This is a genomic window from Azospirillum aestuarii (assembly GCF_016632405.1).
Lineage (GTDB): Bacteria > Pseudomonadota > Alphaproteobacteria > Azospirillales > Azospirillaceae > Azospirillum > Azospirillum aestuarii.
In genome coordinates this window covers 25,476-40,664 of the sequence record NZ_JAEPIV010000034.1, presented here as the reverse complement: position 1 = coordinate 40,664, position 15,189 = coordinate 25,476, and the positions used below count along the sequence as shown (strand labels likewise).

General features: G+C 68.1%; 14 protein-coding genes. 11 read left to right on the top strand and 3 right to left on the bottom strand.

Translation table 11 applies throughout. The features are described from left to right. Positions 1 to 114: 114 nt before the first annotated feature. Both JJL56_RS29125 and JJL56_RS29120 read right to left on the bottom strand, forming a co-directional pair. A complete protein-coding gene (locus JJL56_RS29125) occupies positions 115 to 399 on the bottom strand; it encodes a DUF1488 family protein (protein ID WP_200487302.1) in 285 nt (94 codons plus the stop codon). A 158-nt stretch (positions 400 to 557) separates the two neighbouring features. Continuing rightward, positions 558 to 866, bottom strand: a complete 309-nt coding sequence (locus JJL56_RS29120) for an SCP2 sterol-binding domain-containing protein (RefSeq protein WP_145625915.1) — start codon at positions 864 to 866, stop codon at positions 558 to 560. A 235-nt stretch (positions 867 to 1,101) separates the two neighbouring features. Here JJL56_RS29120 and JJL56_RS29115 point away from each other — a divergent pair, with 235 nt between their 5' ends. From JJL56_RS29115 to JJL56_RS29075, 9 genes are all read left to right on the top strand, one after another. Further along, complete coding sequence (locus JJL56_RS29115; RefSeq protein ID WP_200487300.1) at positions 1,102 to 2,820, top strand: long-chain-fatty-acid--CoA ligase; 1,719 nt, start codon at positions 1,102 to 1,104, stop codon at positions 2,818 to 2,820. Between the two features lie 138 nt (positions 2,821 to 2,958). Next, complete coding sequence (locus tag JJL56_RS29110) at positions 2,959 to 3,351, top strand: MerR family transcriptional regulator (protein WP_200487306.1); 393 nt, start codon at positions 2,959 to 2,961, stop codon at positions 3,349 to 3,351. 46 nt (positions 3,352 to 3,397) lie between these two features. Next, complete coding sequence (locus JJL56_RS29105; RefSeq protein WP_145625913.1) at positions 3,398 to 3,910, top strand: thioesterase family protein; 513 nt, start codon at positions 3,398 to 3,400, stop codon at positions 3,908 to 3,910. 96 nt (positions 3,911 to 4,006) lie between these two features. Further along, positions 4,007 to 4,879: a VOC family protein gene (locus JJL56_RS29100; protein ID WP_145625912.1), complete on the top strand. Its 873-nt coding sequence runs from the start codon at positions 4,007 to 4,009 to the stop codon at positions 4,877 to 4,879. A gap of 133 nt (positions 4,880 to 5,012) precedes the next feature. After that, on the top strand, positions 5,013 to 6,266 hold the full coding sequence (locus tag JJL56_RS29095) for an MFS transporter (RefSeq protein WP_345772658.1): 1,254 nt from the start codon (positions 5,013 to 5,015) through the stop codon (positions 6,264 to 6,266). A gap of 100 nt (positions 6,267 to 6,366) precedes the next feature. After that, positions 6,367 to 6,930 (top strand): 1,2-dihydroxy-3-keto-5-methylthiopentene dioxygenase, encoded by a 564-nt coding sequence (locus JJL56_RS29090; protein WP_200487299.1) that lies wholly within the window; start codon positions 6,367 to 6,369, stop codon positions 6,928 to 6,930. A gap of 147 nt (positions 6,931 to 7,077) precedes the next feature. Beyond that, complete coding sequence (locus tag JJL56_RS29085; RefSeq protein WP_145625909.1) at positions 7,078 to 7,902, top strand: hemerythrin domain-containing protein; 825 nt, start codon at positions 7,078 to 7,080, stop codon at positions 7,900 to 7,902. A gap of 418 nt (positions 7,903 to 8,320) precedes the next feature. Then, positions 8,321 to 9,595, top strand: coding sequence for a type III PLP-dependent enzyme (locus JJL56_RS29080; RefSeq protein WP_200487298.1), 1,275 nt, complete (start codon positions 8,321 to 8,323; stop codon positions 9,593 to 9,595). Positions 9,596 to 9,735: 140 nt separating this feature from the next. Then, the gene (locus JJL56_RS29075) at positions 9,736 to 11,154 is read left to right on the top strand and encodes a homospermidine synthase (protein WP_200487297.1); all 1,419 of its coding nucleotides are present in this window, start codon (positions 9,736 to 9,738) and stop codon (positions 11,152 to 11,154) included. Between the two features lie 57 nt (positions 11,155 to 11,211). On the opposite strand, the gene cbiB is transcribed toward JJL56_RS29075, so the two are convergent. Beyond that, a complete protein-coding gene (gene cbiB, locus JJL56_RS29070) occupies positions 11,212 to 12,174 on the bottom strand; it encodes an adenosylcobinamide-phosphate synthase CbiB (RefSeq protein ID WP_200487296.1) in 963 nt (320 codons plus the stop codon). 36 nt (positions 12,175 to 12,210) lie between these two features. On the opposite strand from cbiB, the gene cobD reads away from it, so the two are divergent. After that, the gene (cobD, locus tag JJL56_RS29065) at positions 12,211 to 13,233 is read left to right on the top strand and encodes a threonine-phosphate decarboxylase CobD (protein ID WP_145625905.1); all 1,023 of its coding nucleotides are present in this window, start codon (positions 12,211 to 12,213) and stop codon (positions 13,231 to 13,233) included. Positions 13,234 to 13,388: 155 nt separating this feature from the next. Then, a complete protein-coding gene (locus JJL56_RS29060; protein WP_247891315.1) occupies positions 13,389 to 14,990 on the top strand; it encodes a sensor domain-containing diguanylate cyclase in 1,602 nt (533 codons plus the stop codon). The last annotated feature ends 199 nt before the right edge of the window (positions 14,991 to 15,189 follow it).

Here is a 15,189-nt window from a genome sequence, read left to right as displayed (position 1 = left end):
CGGACGCGGTTGCGACGCGCGCTTTTGCACCTAAAGGTTAGGTCCACGATATGTGAACGGCTCGCTGCGGAGCGGGGGAGGGTTGGGTGGGGGCTCAGTTCAACCACTCAACCCCTACGGCGCCACCCGCCGCACATCCCGCGCCGTCAGGTGGATGTTCGCATCCGGGTCCAGCTTGCGGTCCATGATGCGGGCTTCCACCGCCTTGTCGAAGACCGGGCGGTTCAGGCAGACATACTGCAGCGCCTCGTCCGGCTTCGGCAGGTGTCCGGCGAGGGTTTGCAGGGCGCGGCGCGGGACGAAGACCCGCCCGTGATACTCCCCGACCTCCACCGCGAACTCCACGGCGTCGGCTTCCTCGTTCCAGGACGGGTCGTCGGGGAACACGAACAGCGGCATCACACCCTCACGCAGAACACATCTCGGTCCAGGATGTAGGTAACATCGTAACCGCTGCGCTTGAAGCGGGTCTTCAGCAGCGTGCCCTGCGTGTCGAACCACAGGTCGCGCTCCACCTCGCCGGAAACGCTGTGGTGCCGCCGTCCGGTTCCGGTCGCTCAGTCGTCGAGGAGTTGCGCCAGCTTCATGGCGACGCCCATCGAGCCGTCCACCTTCAGCTTGCCCATGGTGAAGGCCAGCATCGGGTTCAGCCGGCCGTCCATCAGCTTCTTCAGATTCTCGGCGGAGATGCGGATGGTGCAGTCGGGATCGGCGTCCCCGGCGTCCTCCCGCGCGATGGCGACGGGCGTCTCGCGGGCGTTGACCCGCACGGCCTCGCCGTCCTCCAGCGCGAAGCGGACGTCCGCCTTCAGGCTGCGGAAGCTGGTGGAGCGGGTTTTGAGTTCGCGCAGGATGTCCTCAACCATGGATCGGTCTCTCTCCCCTGGATTCATGTTGGTTGCATCTTGACAGTAAGTCGGCTTTACGTTTACGTCAACGTCATAACCAAAACGTTTCCGGCGCCACAATGATCCGGGAAACATCAAATCATCCACGGGGAGTGAAACCATGCAGACCGCCGCCGCGCCCGGAATCCCATCGCTCCGCACCGCCTTCCGCCGTCGCTTGTCCTGACCCGCCGCGCAGCCGGGAGGATCGGAGATGACCGAGAATCTTGTGCGTCGGGGGAGCATCGGGGACGATACGCCGGCCCATTCCTGGCTGGCCCATTACCCCGAGGGCATCGCCTGGGACCAGCCGATCGCCGTGACGCCGCTGGCCGAGCTGTTCGAGGAAGCCGCCCGCCGCTACGCCGACCGTCCGTGCCTGGACTTCCTCGGCCGCCGCTACTGTTACGCGGAGGTGCTGGGGCTGGTGAACCGGGCGGCCAAGGGCTTCGCGGCGATGGGGGTGAAGCCGGGCGTCCGGGTGGGGCTGTGCCTGCCGAACACGCCGACCTATGTGATCGCCTATTTCGGGATTCTGAAGGCCGGCGGCACGGTGGTGAACTACAACCCGCTCTATGTCGAGCGGGAGTTGGAACACCAGATCGAGGATTCCGGGACCGAGATCATGGTCACGCTCGATCTGAAGCAGATCCACCCGCGCATCGAGGCGATGCTCGACCGCACGCGGCTGAAGACGGTGGTTGTCTGCCGCATGGCCTCCATCCTGTCCCCGGTGAAGAGCGTGCTGTTCCGCGTGCTGAAGCGCAGCGAGCTGGCCAACATCCCGCAGGACGGGCGGCATGTGGATTTCGACGCTCTGCTGGCCAACGACGGTGTGGTCCAGCCGGTTCGGGTGGACCCGCGGCGCGACGTGGCGGTGCTGCAATACACGGGCGGGACCACCGGCGTGCCCAAGGGGGCGATGCTGACCCACGCCAACCTCGTGGCCAACGCGCGGCAGGTCCAGGCGTGGTTCCCCGGCATGGCGCTGGGGGAGGAGCGGATGCTCGCCGTCCTGCCCTTCTTCCACGTCTTCGCCATGACGGTGATCCTGAACATGGGGCTGGCGGCGGGGGCGGAACTGGTCATGCTGCCGCGCTTCGACACGCTGCAGGTGCTGAAGACCATCGCGCGGCGCAAGCCGACGCTGCTGCCCGGCGTGCCGACCATGTACAAGGCCCTGCTGAGCCACCCCGACGTGGCGCGCCACCCGATGCGGTCGATCCGCTACTGCATCTCCGGCGGGGCGCCGCTGCCGATGGAGCTGAAGCACCGGTTCGAGGAGGCGACCGGCTGCGTGCTGGTGGAGGGCTACGGCCTCAGCGAGGCGTCGCCGGTCTGCGCCTGCAACCCGCTGACCGGGGTGAACAAGGAGGGCTCCATTGGCCTGCCGCTGCCGGGCATCATGGTGCAGATCCGCGCGCTGGACGACCCCGACCGCGTGTTGCCGCCCGGCGAAAAGGGGCAGGTCGTGCTGTCCGGCCCCAACGTCATGGCCGGCTACTGGAACAAGGACGAGGAGAGCCGGCGCACCATCGTCGGCGGTTGGCTGTTCACCGGCGACGTCGGGGTGATGGACGAGGACGGCTACGTCTTCCTGCTCGACCGCCTGAAGGATTTGATCATCTGCGGCGGCTACAACGTCTATCCGCGCATGATCGAGGAGGCCATCCACCAGCACCCCGACGTGATCGCCGTCTGCGTCATCGGCATCTCCGACGAGTACCGCGGCCAGAGCCCGAAGGCTTTCGTCCAGCTCAGGCCCGGCGCCAGCCTGACCGCGGAGCAGATGAAGGATTTCCTGCGCGACAAGATCTCGCGGATCGAGATGCCGAAGCGGATCGAGTTCCGTGCCGAGCTGCCCAAGACGGCGGTCGGCAAGCTGTCGAAGAAGGAATTGATCGCCGAATCCTTGCAGCAGCCCGAGGGGTGACCGGGAGAAGGCGCGCGGCTTTGTCACATCGCGGCGTGTGTGGTAGGAACGGAGACGCCGTCCGGCGGCGTGGAGCGAGCGGCCTTCGCTTCCCACACGCCGCCGCGGCGCGACGTGACGGAAGGCGTGCCCCCCACCATGGAACAGCTCTACACGGTCAATCAGTTGGCGGAGGAACTGGGCATCACGCCGCGCGCCCTCCGCTTCTACGAAGTGAAGGGGCTGCTGTCGCCCAACCGCCTGGGCAACAACCGCGTCTACACCAAGCGCGACCGCGCCCGGCTGAAGCTGATCCTGCGGGGCAAGCGGCTGGGCTTCTCTCTGGCGGAGATCCGCGAGTATCTCGACCTCTACAACGTCGATGGCGGGGTGGAGCAGTTGAAGGTCCTGCAGAAGCGCATCGACGCGCGGCTGAAAGATCTGGAGCAGCAGCGCCAGGACCTGGAGGCGACCGTGGGCGAACTGCGGGAGATCGAGGCCCAGGTGCAAGCCGCGCTGGACGAGCGCGGATTTGCGTCCAAGAGCGTCTGAGCCGGTGCGGTCCTGTCCGCCCGGCCGGGCTGGAGGGGATGGGTTTATGAATTTGCTGTTCCGCCTGATCGCCGTCATCCTGGCCGCCCTGACCGGTCGGTCGGCGGGGTTCCTGGAACCGGCGCGGCTGCGCTTCCGGGTGTGGCCGACCGACCTCGACCTCAACATGCACATGACCAACGCCCGCTATTTCAGCGTCATGGACCTGGGGCGGGTCGATCTGATGCTGCGCTCCGGAATGGGGCGGTCGATCCTGCGCCACCGCTGGCAGCCGGTGATCGGCGCCGCCAACGTGCGTTTCCGCCGTCCGCTGGCACCCTTCCAGCGCTTCGAACTGGCGACCCGCGTGCTGTGCTGGGACGACAAGTACTTCTTCATCGAGCATCGGTTGGAAACCGCCGCGGGCACGGCGGCGCTGGCCGTGGTACAGGGGGCCTTCGTGGCGCGCGGCGCGGTGGTTCCCCCGGCGACGGTCCTGGCGATCCACGGCGAGCACCGGGAATCGCCGCCCATGCCGGACGTCGTGGCGGCGTGGCGCGAACGTCCGTTGGCGCCCTGACACTTGCGCCCTCACACTTGCGCCGCGCCGTCCCGTTGCACTATGGCTGGCCGGACGCGCAAAGCGAAAAGTGGGCAAAGCGGAAGGGCAAGGGTCATGGGCGCACACGGAATCAACGGCATCGACCATCTCGTCATCGTCGTCCGCGATCTGGAAAAGGCGCAGGACGCTTACCGCCGCATGGGCTTCACCGTCTCGCCGAAGGGCCGGCATGGCGAGCTGAAGTCGGCCAACCACACGATTATGTTTGGGGCGGGCGACTATCTGGAACTGCTCGCCATCGAGCAGCCGCACCCCTTCACCGCTTTCTTCAGCAATGTCCTGAAGACGCGCGAGGGCATCGCCGCGGCGGCGCTGAAGACCGACGACGCGCGGGCGGCGCAGCGCCTCCTGGTTGAGGCCGGCTATCCGGCGGGCGAGCCGGTCGAGTTCGGCCGCCCCGTCGAGTTGCCGGGCGGCGCGCAGCCGGCGCGCTTCACCACCACCCCGATCGACGGCGTGCCGGAATGGGGCGGGCGGGTCTTCCTGTGCCAGCACCACACCCCCGACGTGGTCTGGCGTCCGGAGCTGGTCCAGCACGACAACACGGTGACCGGCCTTGCCGCCCTGGTCGTCGCCGCGGACGATCCGGACGCCACCGCATCCTCCTACGCCCGGCTGTTCGGCACGGCGGTGGAGGCGCGGGGGCCGGCGCGCGTCGTGCCGACCGGCAGCGCTCCCATCGTGGTGGCCGATCCCGCCGCTTTGCATTGGGGCTGGACCGGCGACCCGGCCCTGGCGGTTCCGCGCCCCTTCCTGGCCGGGATGGTGCTGACGGTGGCCGATCTGGAGCGCGCCCAGCAGGCGCTTCAGAAGAGCAAGTTCCCGACCGTCGTCGGCAACGGCGTGCTGCGCGTGTCGTCGGCCAGCGCCTGCGGCGCCATGCTGGCCTTCGCCAAGGATTTCGACCTCGGCGCGCTGATTCCCTGACCCAGCCGGCCGCCGGTTTGTCATAACGGAATCATATTGCTGCACTGCGTCCGATCCGTTGGACAGGACGCTGTCGCGGGCGCACATTCCCCTCTTGCGTGCATGTTGCAGCGCATCATGGGGACGGACCGACGTGGCGGACGGCGATTTCGGCAGGGTTCAGATCGAACCGGCGGGGCAGGGGGCGGCTGGCCAGGAGAGCGCGGCGGCGAATTACCTCGTCGCCGGCACGCCGGCCTACAAGCGGGCGAGCCGCATCCTCTTCGTGGCCGGTTTTTCCACCTTCGCCGCGCTCTACTGCGTGCAGCCGCTGATGCCGGAGTTCACGCGGGAATTCGGCGTCACGCCGGCGCAGTCCAGCCTTGCCCTGTCGGTGTCCACCGGCGTCCTGGCCTTCGCGCTGCTGGTCGCCGGGGCGGTGTCCGACCGGTTTGGGCGCAAGGCCATCATGGCGCTTTCCCTGCTCGCCTCCGGCACGCTGGGAATCAGCGGGGCGATGGCGCCGGACTGGGCGTCGCTGCTGCTGGTGCGGGCGCTGGAAGGGATGGCGCTCAGCGGTCTTCCCGCCGTCGCCATGGCCTACGTGTCGGAGGAGGTGGACCCGCGCTCCGCCGGGGTGACCATGGGCCTTTACATCGGCGGGACGGCGCTCGGCGGCATGTCGGGGCGGGCGCTGACGGCGCTGGTCGCCGACGTCGCGTCCTGGCGCATGGCGATGGGGGTGATCGGCACGCTGGGAATCGCCGCCGCGCTGGCGGTGTGGTTCGCGCTTCCCACATCGCGCCATTTCCAGCGCCGGCCGGCGGGCATGCGGGAACTGGCCGAGGCGTGGCGTGGACAGCTGATGGACCGCGGCTTGCTCGCCCTGTTCGCCATGGGGTTCCTGTCCATGGGGGCCTTCGTCACCGTCTTCAACTACATCGGTTTCCGCCTGCTGGCGCCGCCCTTCGACCTCCGTCCGGCGGCGGTCGGGGCGGTCTTCACGGTCTATCTCTGCGGAGTCGTCAGTTCGCCGCTGTTCGGTGGGCTGGCGGTGCGGCTGGGGCGCGGGCGGGTGCTGGCCGCGGCGGCGGCGATGATGGCGGCCGGGCTGGCGCTGATGACGCCGGACAGCCTGTGGACGATGACGCCGGGCATCGCCCTGTTCACCTTCGCCTTCTTCGGAGTCCACACCATCGCCTCCGGCTGGATCGGGCAGCGGGCGCCGGTCAACCGTGGGCAGGCGTCGGCGATCTATCTGTTCTGCTACTACATGGGCTCCACCATCGCCGGGACGCTGGGCGGCGTCTTCTGGCACGGGTTCGGCTGGGCCGGAGTCGGCGGATTCGTCGGGCTTCTGCTGGCGGTCGGGCTGGCTGTGGCGCTGGGGCTGGCGGTCCGCCGCTGATTCGTTCTTTGCGCGCATACCGAGGTATGGCTTCAATCGTTTCGGTTGCGCCGCGCGCCGCTTGGTCTCATTCTGAGTGCACCTGCACAACGAGGCGACCATGGCCCGTTTGTCCGTCTACAGCGACACCGATCCCACTGTCGCGGAACTCTCGTCCGCCGATACTGCGCTGGTCACCGCCCATCTGGCTCTGGCCGGGGTGCTGTTCGAGCGCTGGCCGGAAACACCATCCATCACCGACGCCGCCGACGCCCAGGCGGTCCTGGACGCCTATGCCGGGCCGGTGGAGGCCCTGAAGCGGGCGCGCGGATTCCAATCCGCCGACGTGGTGCGGATGCCGCGCGGCCTGCCGGACGCGGCGGCCCGCCGCGCCGCCTTTCTCGCGGAACACACCCACGACGAGGACGAGGCCCGGTTCTTCGTGCGGGGCGGCGGCGCCTTCTATCTGCACATGGATGAGAAGGTGTTCCGCATCGTGTGCGGGGCCGGCGACCTGCTGAGCATTCCGGCGCGGACGAAGCATTGGTTCGACATGGGGCCGGACCCGGAATTCACCGCCATCCGATTCTTCACGCGTCTGGACGGCTGGGTGGCGTCCTTCACCGGCGACGTGATCGCCGACCGCTTTCCGAAGTTCGAACCGGACACCGGTACCATTCGATGAGCCGTCCGCCATGACCCGGCTGCCGCCGACACCTTTCGCCGCAGCCGATTGCGGGCGAAAACCGGTGCTGTTACAAGGTCTTCGGCATCAGCGCCCGACTCCACGCAACTCAACCCAAAGCGGCGCGTCACCCGCCTCGGAGGCTCCATGACCACGGACGGCCACACCGTCCCGCGCACGGGCAACGGCTTCATCGACGCGGCCCATAGCTCGCTGATGGAGCATGTCGACGCCATCCGCCGCGACTGCGCGGCCGGCGCCTCCCGCGATTCCATGATTCCCCGCTTCAGCCGCTTCGCGGACGAGATGCGCATGCATTTCGACCATGAGGAGGTCATCATCCGCGCCGCCGGATTCACCCGGTGGGAGGAGCATGCCGGGCATCACGCGATGCTGGACCAGCAGTTCGGCCGGCTCATCGACTATGTGCGTGAATGCGACGTGACCTCGGACTTCCTGTGCACGGTGGCGGGCACGCTGGACGCCGCCCTGTGTGGGCATGAGATCCGGCACGACGGCGATTACGCCGCGCTGGTGCGCGACGCTTCGCTGGCGCCGGAGGGACGGACCCTGATCGCCTGGAGCAGCGCTTTCGAGGTTGGGGTGGGTCCGTTGGACGCGCAGCATCGCCAACTCGCCGAACTTATGAACGAACTGGACGCGATGAGCCGCCGGGCGGCGCCGGTTCGCGAATCGCTGGACCTTCTGGGGGTGCTGCACGACCATGTGCACGCTCATTTCGCCATGGAGGAAGGGGTGCTGCGCCGAGTGGCGCCCAGCCGTTTCGTGGCCCACCGCAACCATCACCGGTTGCTGGAGGGGCAGTTCGCCGTCATCCGCCGGCAGGTGGAGAACGGGCGGCTCGATCCCGGTGTCGCGGTTCGGGGGTTCCTGCGCTTCTGGCTGTTGGACCATGTGCTCGGCTCCGACCGTCCGACCTTCGCCGAGGCGGCGGACGCGGCGCACCGCTGAGCCTTCCGGCTGCGGTCGTCGTCCCGATCCCGGCCGTCATCAAAAAATCACTTGAATCGCTGGGGAAAAAGCGTAATTCATCGGGGACGACGCACTCGCACGTGCCAATGGCCCTCTGTGGTTATGCAACGACGTACCGCGTCCTTTTTGGCAGAACCGGTCATCAGTGGGCCGGTCCCGAGAGGGAGGTAGGCATGTTGGCTCTCCACGGCAGGGCTCCCAGACGGTAGCCCATAGCCGGACATCGACGCTTTGAACCTGCGGAGCTGTTAGCCCGCTCGTGAGCGTTCGACCCGGCTTTTCTCCGTCGCCTTTCACCACAACCCGAATTCCGGTCCGCGGCTTTGAAGGCCGTGCCGGATTCCCGTCTGTTCGCTGGACCGCCCCGCGCCGGGTGGCCCAGGGTAAGGAGTGCGCCATGGGCTTCATCCGTTCCCGTTCCGCCGTCGCCCCGCTGCGCCGCGGCGTTTCCGTTTCCGCCCCGTCCTTCGGCGCTTCGCCGGTGTCGGACCGCCGCACCTCCGTCCATCAGGCGGTGGCGATGGCCCGGCCCGAGGAGCCGATGCACTGCATCCGTCCGGGCGTCCTGGCCGACACCGCGTCCAGCTTCGTGGCCGCCTTCGACGCCGCCGTATCGGGCGACGTGCTTTACGCCGTGAAGTGCAACCCGGAGCCGGCGGTGCTGCGCGCTCTGTGGGCCGGTGGCGTGCGCCACTTCGACGTGGCCTCGCCCGGCGAGATCCGCCTGATCCGCCAGATGTTCCCGGACGCGGTGCTGCATTACATGCACCCGGTGAAGGGGCGCGAGGCGATCCGCACCGCCTACCAGCAGTACGGCGTGCGCGACTTCGTGCTCGACAGCATGGAGGAGCTTCAGAAGATCCTGGAGGAGACGGGCGACGCCCAGGACCTCGGCCTCGTCGTGCGTCTGGCGCTGCCGAAGGGCAACGCGGTCTACGACCTGTCCGGCAAGTTCGGCGCTCCGGCGACGGAGGCGGTCGAGCTGCTCCAGGCCGTGCGCATGGTGGCCCCAAAGGTCGGCGTGTCGTTCCATGTCGGCTCACAGATGCTCGACCCGTCCGCCTACGAGCGGGCGCTGGAGCTGGCCGGCCGCATCATCGCGGAGTCGGGCGTGGTGATCGACGTTCTGGATGTCGGCGGCGGCTTCCCCGTCTCCTATCCGGGCGTCACCCCGCCGCCGCTCGGCGACTTCATGGAGGCCATCGCGCGCGGCGTGGCCAAGCTCGACCTGCCGGCCCACTGCCGCGTCTGGTGCGAGCCGGGCCGCGCGCTGGTCGCTCCGGGCGTGTCGCTGGTCGTGCAGGTGGTCAAGCGCCGCGGCAACGAGCTGTTCATCAATGACGGCGTCTACGGCGCCCTGTCGGACGCCGGGGTCCCCGGCTTCCGCTTCCCGGCCCGCATGATCCGTCCGTTCGCGCCGATGGGGGACGAGCCCGTGGAGGCCTTCGCCTTCTACGGCCCGACCTGCGACAGCGCGGACCGCATGAACGGCCCGTTCCACCTGCCGGCGGACATCCGTGCCGGCGACTGGATCGAGCTGGGCCAGTTGGGGGCTTACGGCTCCTGCCTGCGCACCGCCTTCAACGGGTTCGACCAGGCCCGCGTGGTCGAGGTTTCGGACGCGCCGCTGCTGGAAACACCCGGCTATGTTCTGAAGAGCTGCGTGGCATAAGTCCCGCATCGCGGGAAAGCTGTGGATATCCCTAAAAAATCACCGTAAACCATCGTTGGTCCGCCACCCTCCGCCTTTGCAAGAGGCGCGAGGGTGACGGGCTGTATTTCTGTCACGCCAACCACGGGGGACCGTCTTAGATGACCCTGGACACCAAGCACATCACCTTCACCGGCCGCATGGTCATTGTCGGCTTCGGATCGATTGGCCAGGGAGTGTTGCCCCTGATTTTGCGCCACATCGGAATCACGAAGGACCAGATCACCATCGTCACCGCCGAGGAGCGCGGTCATGCCGAGGCGGATGAGCTTGGCGTCAAATTCATCAACCTGCCGCTGACGAAGGAGAATTACGCCCAGGTGCTTGAGCCCATGCTGGGCAAGGGCGATTTCCTGGTCAACCTGTCGGTGGACGTGTCGTCCGTCGCCCTGTTCGAGTTCTGCCACAAGGTCGGCGCGCTCTACATCGACACCTGCGTGGAGCCGTGGGCCGGCGGTTACACCGACCCGTCGCTGTCGCCGTCGCTGCGCTCCAACTACGCCCTGCGCGAGACCGCGCTGTCGCACCGCGCCGCCTTCGAGGGCGGGCCGACCGCCGTTCTGACCCATGGCGCGAACCCCGGCCTCGTTTCGCATTTCGTGAAGCAGGCGCTGCTCAACGTCGCCGCGGACACCGGCGAATCGACGGAGGTCCCGAAGGACCGCGCCGGCTGGGGCGCGCTGGCCGCCAAGCTGGGCGTGAAGGTGATCCACATCGCCGAGCGCGACACCCAGGTGTCCAACGAGCCGAAGAAGGTGGGCGAGTTCGTCAACACCTGGTCGATCGACGGCTTCGTCGGCGAGGGGTGCCAGCCCACCGAACTCGGCTGGGGCAGCCACGAGAAGCATTTCCCCGTGGACGGGCGCCGTCACGAGTTCGGCTGCGACGCCGCCATCTATCTGATGCGGCCCGGCGCCTCCACCCGCGTGCGCACCTGGACCCCGCTGGAGGGGCCGTTCCACGGCTTCCTCATCACCCACAGCGAGGCGATCTCCATCGCCGATTACTACACCCAGCGCGACGGCAACCACGTCACTTACCGCCCGACCGTGCATTACGCCTATCACCCGTGCGACGACGCGGTGAAGTCGGTGCACGAGCTGGCCGGCAAGAACTGGTACATGCAGCCCAGCCAGCGCCTGATGATGCACGAGATCGTCAGCGGCACCGACGAGCTGGGCGTGCTGCTGATGGGCCACAAGAAGGGCATCTACTGGTTCGGCTCCCGCCTGGGGATCGACGAGGCGCGTGCTCTGGTGCCCTACAACAACGCGACCTCGCTGCAGGTCACGGTGGCGGTCCTGGCCGGCATCGTCTGGGCGCTGGAGAACCCCAACCGCGGCATCGTCGAGCCGGACGAGATCGACTTCCAGCGCATCCTGGAGATCGCCAAGCCCTATCTCGGCGAGCTGGTCGGCGCCTATGGCGACTGGACTCCGCTGCAGGACCGCGAGCGCCTGTTCCCCGAGGACATCGACCACGACGATCCCTGGCAGTTCAAGAACTTCCGGGTCGTGTGAGGCCGGTTGGCCTGAACAGGAAAGGGGCTCTTCGGAGCCCCTTTTCCTTTGGCGCGGTCAGAGGGTGAGCGCCAGCAGCAGCGCGCCTGCCACCAGGGCGATGCAGGCGCGCCGGTAGAGGTGAAGGGCGCGGGTGATGTCCTGCGCGGTGGCCGCGGTGCGGCCCGGCCCCATCCAGGCGTCCTCGATCCGCACCTCGCCATAGACCCGCGGCCCGCCGAGCCGGAGGTCTAGCGCCCCGGCCATCGCCGCCTCCGGCCAACCGGCGTTGGGGGAGCAGTGGCGGTGGGCGTCGCGCCGCACCGACCGCCAGGATTCGGCGGCGTCGGCCCCCTCGGTGAAGCGGGCGGCAATCCATATCAGCAGCGCCGACAGGCGGGAGCCGGGCAGGTTGACCAGATCGTCCAGCCGCGCCGCGGCCCAGCCGAACGCCTCGTGCCGGGGCGTGCGGTGGCCGATCATGCTGTCCGCGGTGTTGATCGCCTTGTAGAGCGCGATTCCCGGCAGTCCGCCGACCAGCAGCCAGAAGGCCGGGGCAACCACCCCGTCCGAGAAGTTTTCCGACAGGCTTTCGATGGCGGCGCGGCTTACCCCATGCTCGTCCAGGGTGGCCGGATTGCGGCCGACGATGCGCGACACGGCCTCGCGCGCCGCCTCCAGCCCGCCGTCGCGGAAGGCGGCGGCGACCGCGGCGACATGGTCGTGCAGGCTGCGCTGCGCCAGCAGGGTGGAGGCCAGCGCCGCTTCGAGAAGGCCGCCCAGCGGCAGGTTCCGGCACAGCCCGGCCACCGCCGACGCCGCACCGCCCACCACCAGCAGCAGGACGAGCAGAGCCAGCACCCCCGCCGCCTTGCGGACGGCGAAGGAATCGCGCTCCCGGTTGAGCGCGCGGTCAAGCTGGGCGATAAGCGCCCCGATCCACACCACCGGGTGGCGGATTTGGGCGTAGAGTGCGTCCGGATAGCCGGCGGCGGCCTCGATGAGGAGAGCGGCGGCGAGCACGGACGGATGAAGCTCCACGGGATCGAATCCTCTGGGGGAAGGGAAGGGGGCGGGATGATGGCGGAATCGGCGGCGGGGTCCAAGAGGATCATCCATGGCGGAGACCTCGACGCTGCGCGGGCGGCCTTTCCGGGGGCGCCGGAACCGTGGGTGGACCTGTCTACCGGAATCAACCCCTGGCCCTATCCGCTGCCGCCCATCCCGGCCGAGGCCTGGACGCGCCTGCCGGGCCGCGCCGCCGAAACGGCGCTGCGCGAGGCCGCGGCCGCCTGCTACGGAGCGCCGTCGCCGGACTGCGTCGCGGCCGCGGGCGGTTCCCAGGCGCTGATTCAGATCCTGCCGCGGCTGCGGCCTCCGGGAACGGTCGTCGTCCTGGGGCCGACCTACGCGGAGCACGCCGCGGGCTGGGCCAAGGCCGGCCATCGCGTGACCGAGGTGATGACGCTGGAATCCTGCGCCGCCGATGTGGTGGTGGTCGTCAACCCGAACAACCCGGATGGCCGGATCGTCCCGCCCGAAGCGCTGCTGGCCCTGGCGGAGCGGCAGGCGGCACGGGGCGGCTGGCTGGTGGTGGACGAGGCCTTTGCCGAGGTCGCCCCGGAATGCAGCGTGGCGTCGGAGGCCGGGCGCGCCGGACTGGTCATCCTGCGCTCCTTCGGGAAGTTCTTCGGGCTGGCCGGAGTGCGGCTCGGCTTCCTGCTCGGCGGGCCGGCGCTGGTCCGGGAGGCGCTCGCCGCCGTGGGGCCTTGGGCGGTGTCGGGTCCGGCGCTGGCCGTCGCGACCGCAGCCTTGTCGGATTCGGCGTGGATCGCCGCCACCCGGCGCCGTCTGGCGGAGGCCGCGGCCCGCTTCGACACGCGTTTGGTGGATGCCGGGTTGCACGTCACAGGAGGGACGTCGCTCTTTCGTCTCATAGACGCTCCCCAGGCTGCCGGGCTTTACAACGCCTTAGGCCGGGCCGGGGTGCTGACGCGCCGGTTCGACTACCGGCAGGATTGGCTGAGGCTGGGCTTGCCGGTGGACGAGGCGGCGGAAGACCGCGTGAAAACTGCGTGCGGAATGTTCAGAAACCGATAGATTTTGCGCTCAAGATGGGCGATCACCACCATAGCGCGACAAGATGGCACACAGGGGCAAAAAGGCGCATCGGCTAACGTACTCCTTGTTTGCCCTATCGTGGCGCAAGAATCTTCCATGACGCTGTGGGGGCCATGCTGGATTCGGTCGGTTCAATGAGTTCTTCTGGGGATGCGGAGGAAACCCGTGTTGCACTGTGGCGTGTGTTCGACACGCTGCCGATGGGGGCCTGCGTCACCACGGACACAGGGACCATCCTGTACGCCAATCCGGCCCTGCACGGTCTGCTGCGCTATCCTCCGGGCGGTCTGACCGGCCTCGACCTCGCGGCGCTGGAACCGGAGGATGCCTTTCTTCCGGCGCTGCCGGACGCGCCGGGTGAGCGGCGATTGCGCTGTCAGGATGGCGGAACCGTCTGGGTGGCGGAGTCGGTCGGTCCCACCGCGGGTCCGCTGGGCGAGCCGCAGTCGCTGCGCGTCTACACCGACGTCAGCCACCATCGGCAGGCGCAAGCGGCGCTGCGCGACCAGCTCCTGATGAAGGAGGTGCTGTTCGAGACGCTGCCGGTTCCCGTTTTCGTGAAGAACGCAGCCGGTGAGTACACAGACTGCAACGACGCCTTCGAACGCTACACCGGTCTGGAGCGCCGAAGCATCGTCGCCAAGACCGCCTTCGCCGTGATGGACCCGCGCATCGCCAAGGCGCACGCCGACCAGGATCGCGAGCTGACTGTCAACTGGGGCCAGCGCAGCTATGAGGAGGCGGTTCCCTTCGTCGGCGGCACCACCCGCCTGTCCAGCCTGACCAAGGCCGTCTTCTGCGACAGCAGCGGGAATCTGGGCGGCATCGTCGGCGTGATCCACGACCTGACCGAGGGGCTGCCCAGCGAGGAGCGGCTCCAGGCCATCCTGGAGCAGAGCCCGATCGGCGTGTCGGTGTCGCGCCGCGACGACGGCAAGATCATCTTCGTCAACACCCGCTTCGCCGAACTGATCGGGTTGAAGCGCGAGGATCTGATCGGCCGGCAAGCCCGCGACTATTACCTGGACCGGCACCAGCGCGAGCGGGTGATCGATCGCCTGCGCTCCTTCGGGTCGGTGACCAACATGGAGGTGCAGTTCCGCCGGGCCGACGGATCGTCCTTCTGGACGCTGTTCACGGTCAACCAGGCGGTGATCCAGGGCGTTCAGGTGAATCTCGCCTGGATCTACGATTACACCGACCGCCGAAACATGGAAGAAGCGCTGCGGGACATGGCGTCCCGCGATCCGCTGACGGGAATCTACAACCGGCGTTCCTTCATGGAGCTGGCGCGCTCGCAGCTGGCCCGTGCCCACCGCTTCAACGAAGCGATGTCGGTCTTCGTGCTGGACGTCGACCATTTCAAGCGCATCAACGACAGCTACGGCCACGCCACCGGCGACGACGCCCTGCGCATGGTGGCCGGCGGCTGCCAGGCCATTCTGCGCGAGTACGACATTCTCGGCCGGTTGGGCGGCGAGGAATTCGTGGTGGTCCTGCCCGGCGCCACCGCGGAGGAATCCCGCGTGGTGGCGGAGCGGGTGCGCCGCCACCTGTCCCGCATGGCGATTCCAGGGCCCGAAGGCCGCTTCCATTTGACCAGCAGCATCGGCATCTCCGCGCTGGATGGTGCTTACGACACGCTGGAAAAGGCGATTCACCGGGCCGACCTCGCCCTCTACCGGGCCAAGCGCGAGGGTCGCAACCGCGTCGTGGTCTACGAACAGGGCATGTGATCCGCCATTTTTGGGAGAAGATCGGTCCAGTCCCGTCCATGGCGCCGTTTGGATCTTCCCGTTGGACTCCATGCGGTGCGTCCCGGTTCAACCCCTTATGCGCGTGACGCATGTGATACAATTTGTCGCAGCCGGTCGCCGTCCGTTTTTAAAGCCATCCAATTATTACGTACGCTATGAGTCGAGGGCAGAAGATATT

Excerpts from the sequence above, each read along its gene's own strand:
- JJL56_RS29125 (WP_200487302.1), bottom strand. The coding sequence starts at position 399 with ATGCCGCTGTTCGTGTTCCCCGACGACCCGTCCTGGAACGAGGAAGCC.
- JJL56_RS29120 (WP_145625915.1), bottom strand. The coding sequence starts at position 866 with ATGGTTGAGGACATCCTGCGCGAACTCAAAACCCGCTCCACCAGCTTC.
- JJL56_RS29115 (WP_200487300.1), top strand. The coding sequence starts at position 1,102 with ATGACCGAGAATCTTGTGCGTCGGGGGAGCATCGGGGACGATACGCCG.
- JJL56_RS29110 (WP_200487306.1), top strand. The coding sequence starts at position 2,959 with ATGGAACAGCTCTACACGGTCAATCAGTTGGCGGAGGAACTGGGCATC.
- JJL56_RS29105 (WP_145625913.1), top strand. The coding sequence starts at position 3,398 with ATGAATTTGCTGTTCCGCCTGATCGCCGTCATCCTGGCCGCCCTGACC.
- JJL56_RS29100 (WP_145625912.1), top strand. The coding sequence starts at position 4,007 with ATGGGCGCACACGGAATCAACGGCATCGACCATCTCGTCATCGTCGTC.
- JJL56_RS29090 (WP_200487299.1), top strand. The coding sequence starts at position 6,367 with ATGGCCCGTTTGTCCGTCTACAGCGACACCGATCCCACTGTCGCGGAA.
- JJL56_RS29085 (WP_145625909.1), top strand. The coding sequence starts at position 7,078 with ATGACCACGGACGGCCACACCGTCCCGCGCACGGGCAACGGCTTCATC.
- JJL56_RS29080 (WP_200487298.1), top strand. The coding sequence starts at position 8,321 with ATGGGCTTCATCCGTTCCCGTTCCGCCGTCGCCCCGCTGCGCCGCGGC.
- JJL56_RS29075 (WP_200487297.1), top strand. The coding sequence starts at position 9,736 with ATGACCCTGGACACCAAGCACATCACCTTCACCGGCCGCATGGTCATT.
- cobD (WP_145625905.1), top strand. The coding sequence starts at position 12,211 with ATGATGGCGGAATCGGCGGCGGGGTCCAAGAGGATCATCCATGGCGGA.
- JJL56_RS29060 (WP_247891315.1), top strand. The coding sequence starts at position 13,389 with ATGAGTTCTTCTGGGGATGCGGAGGAAACCCGTGTTGCACTGTGGCGT.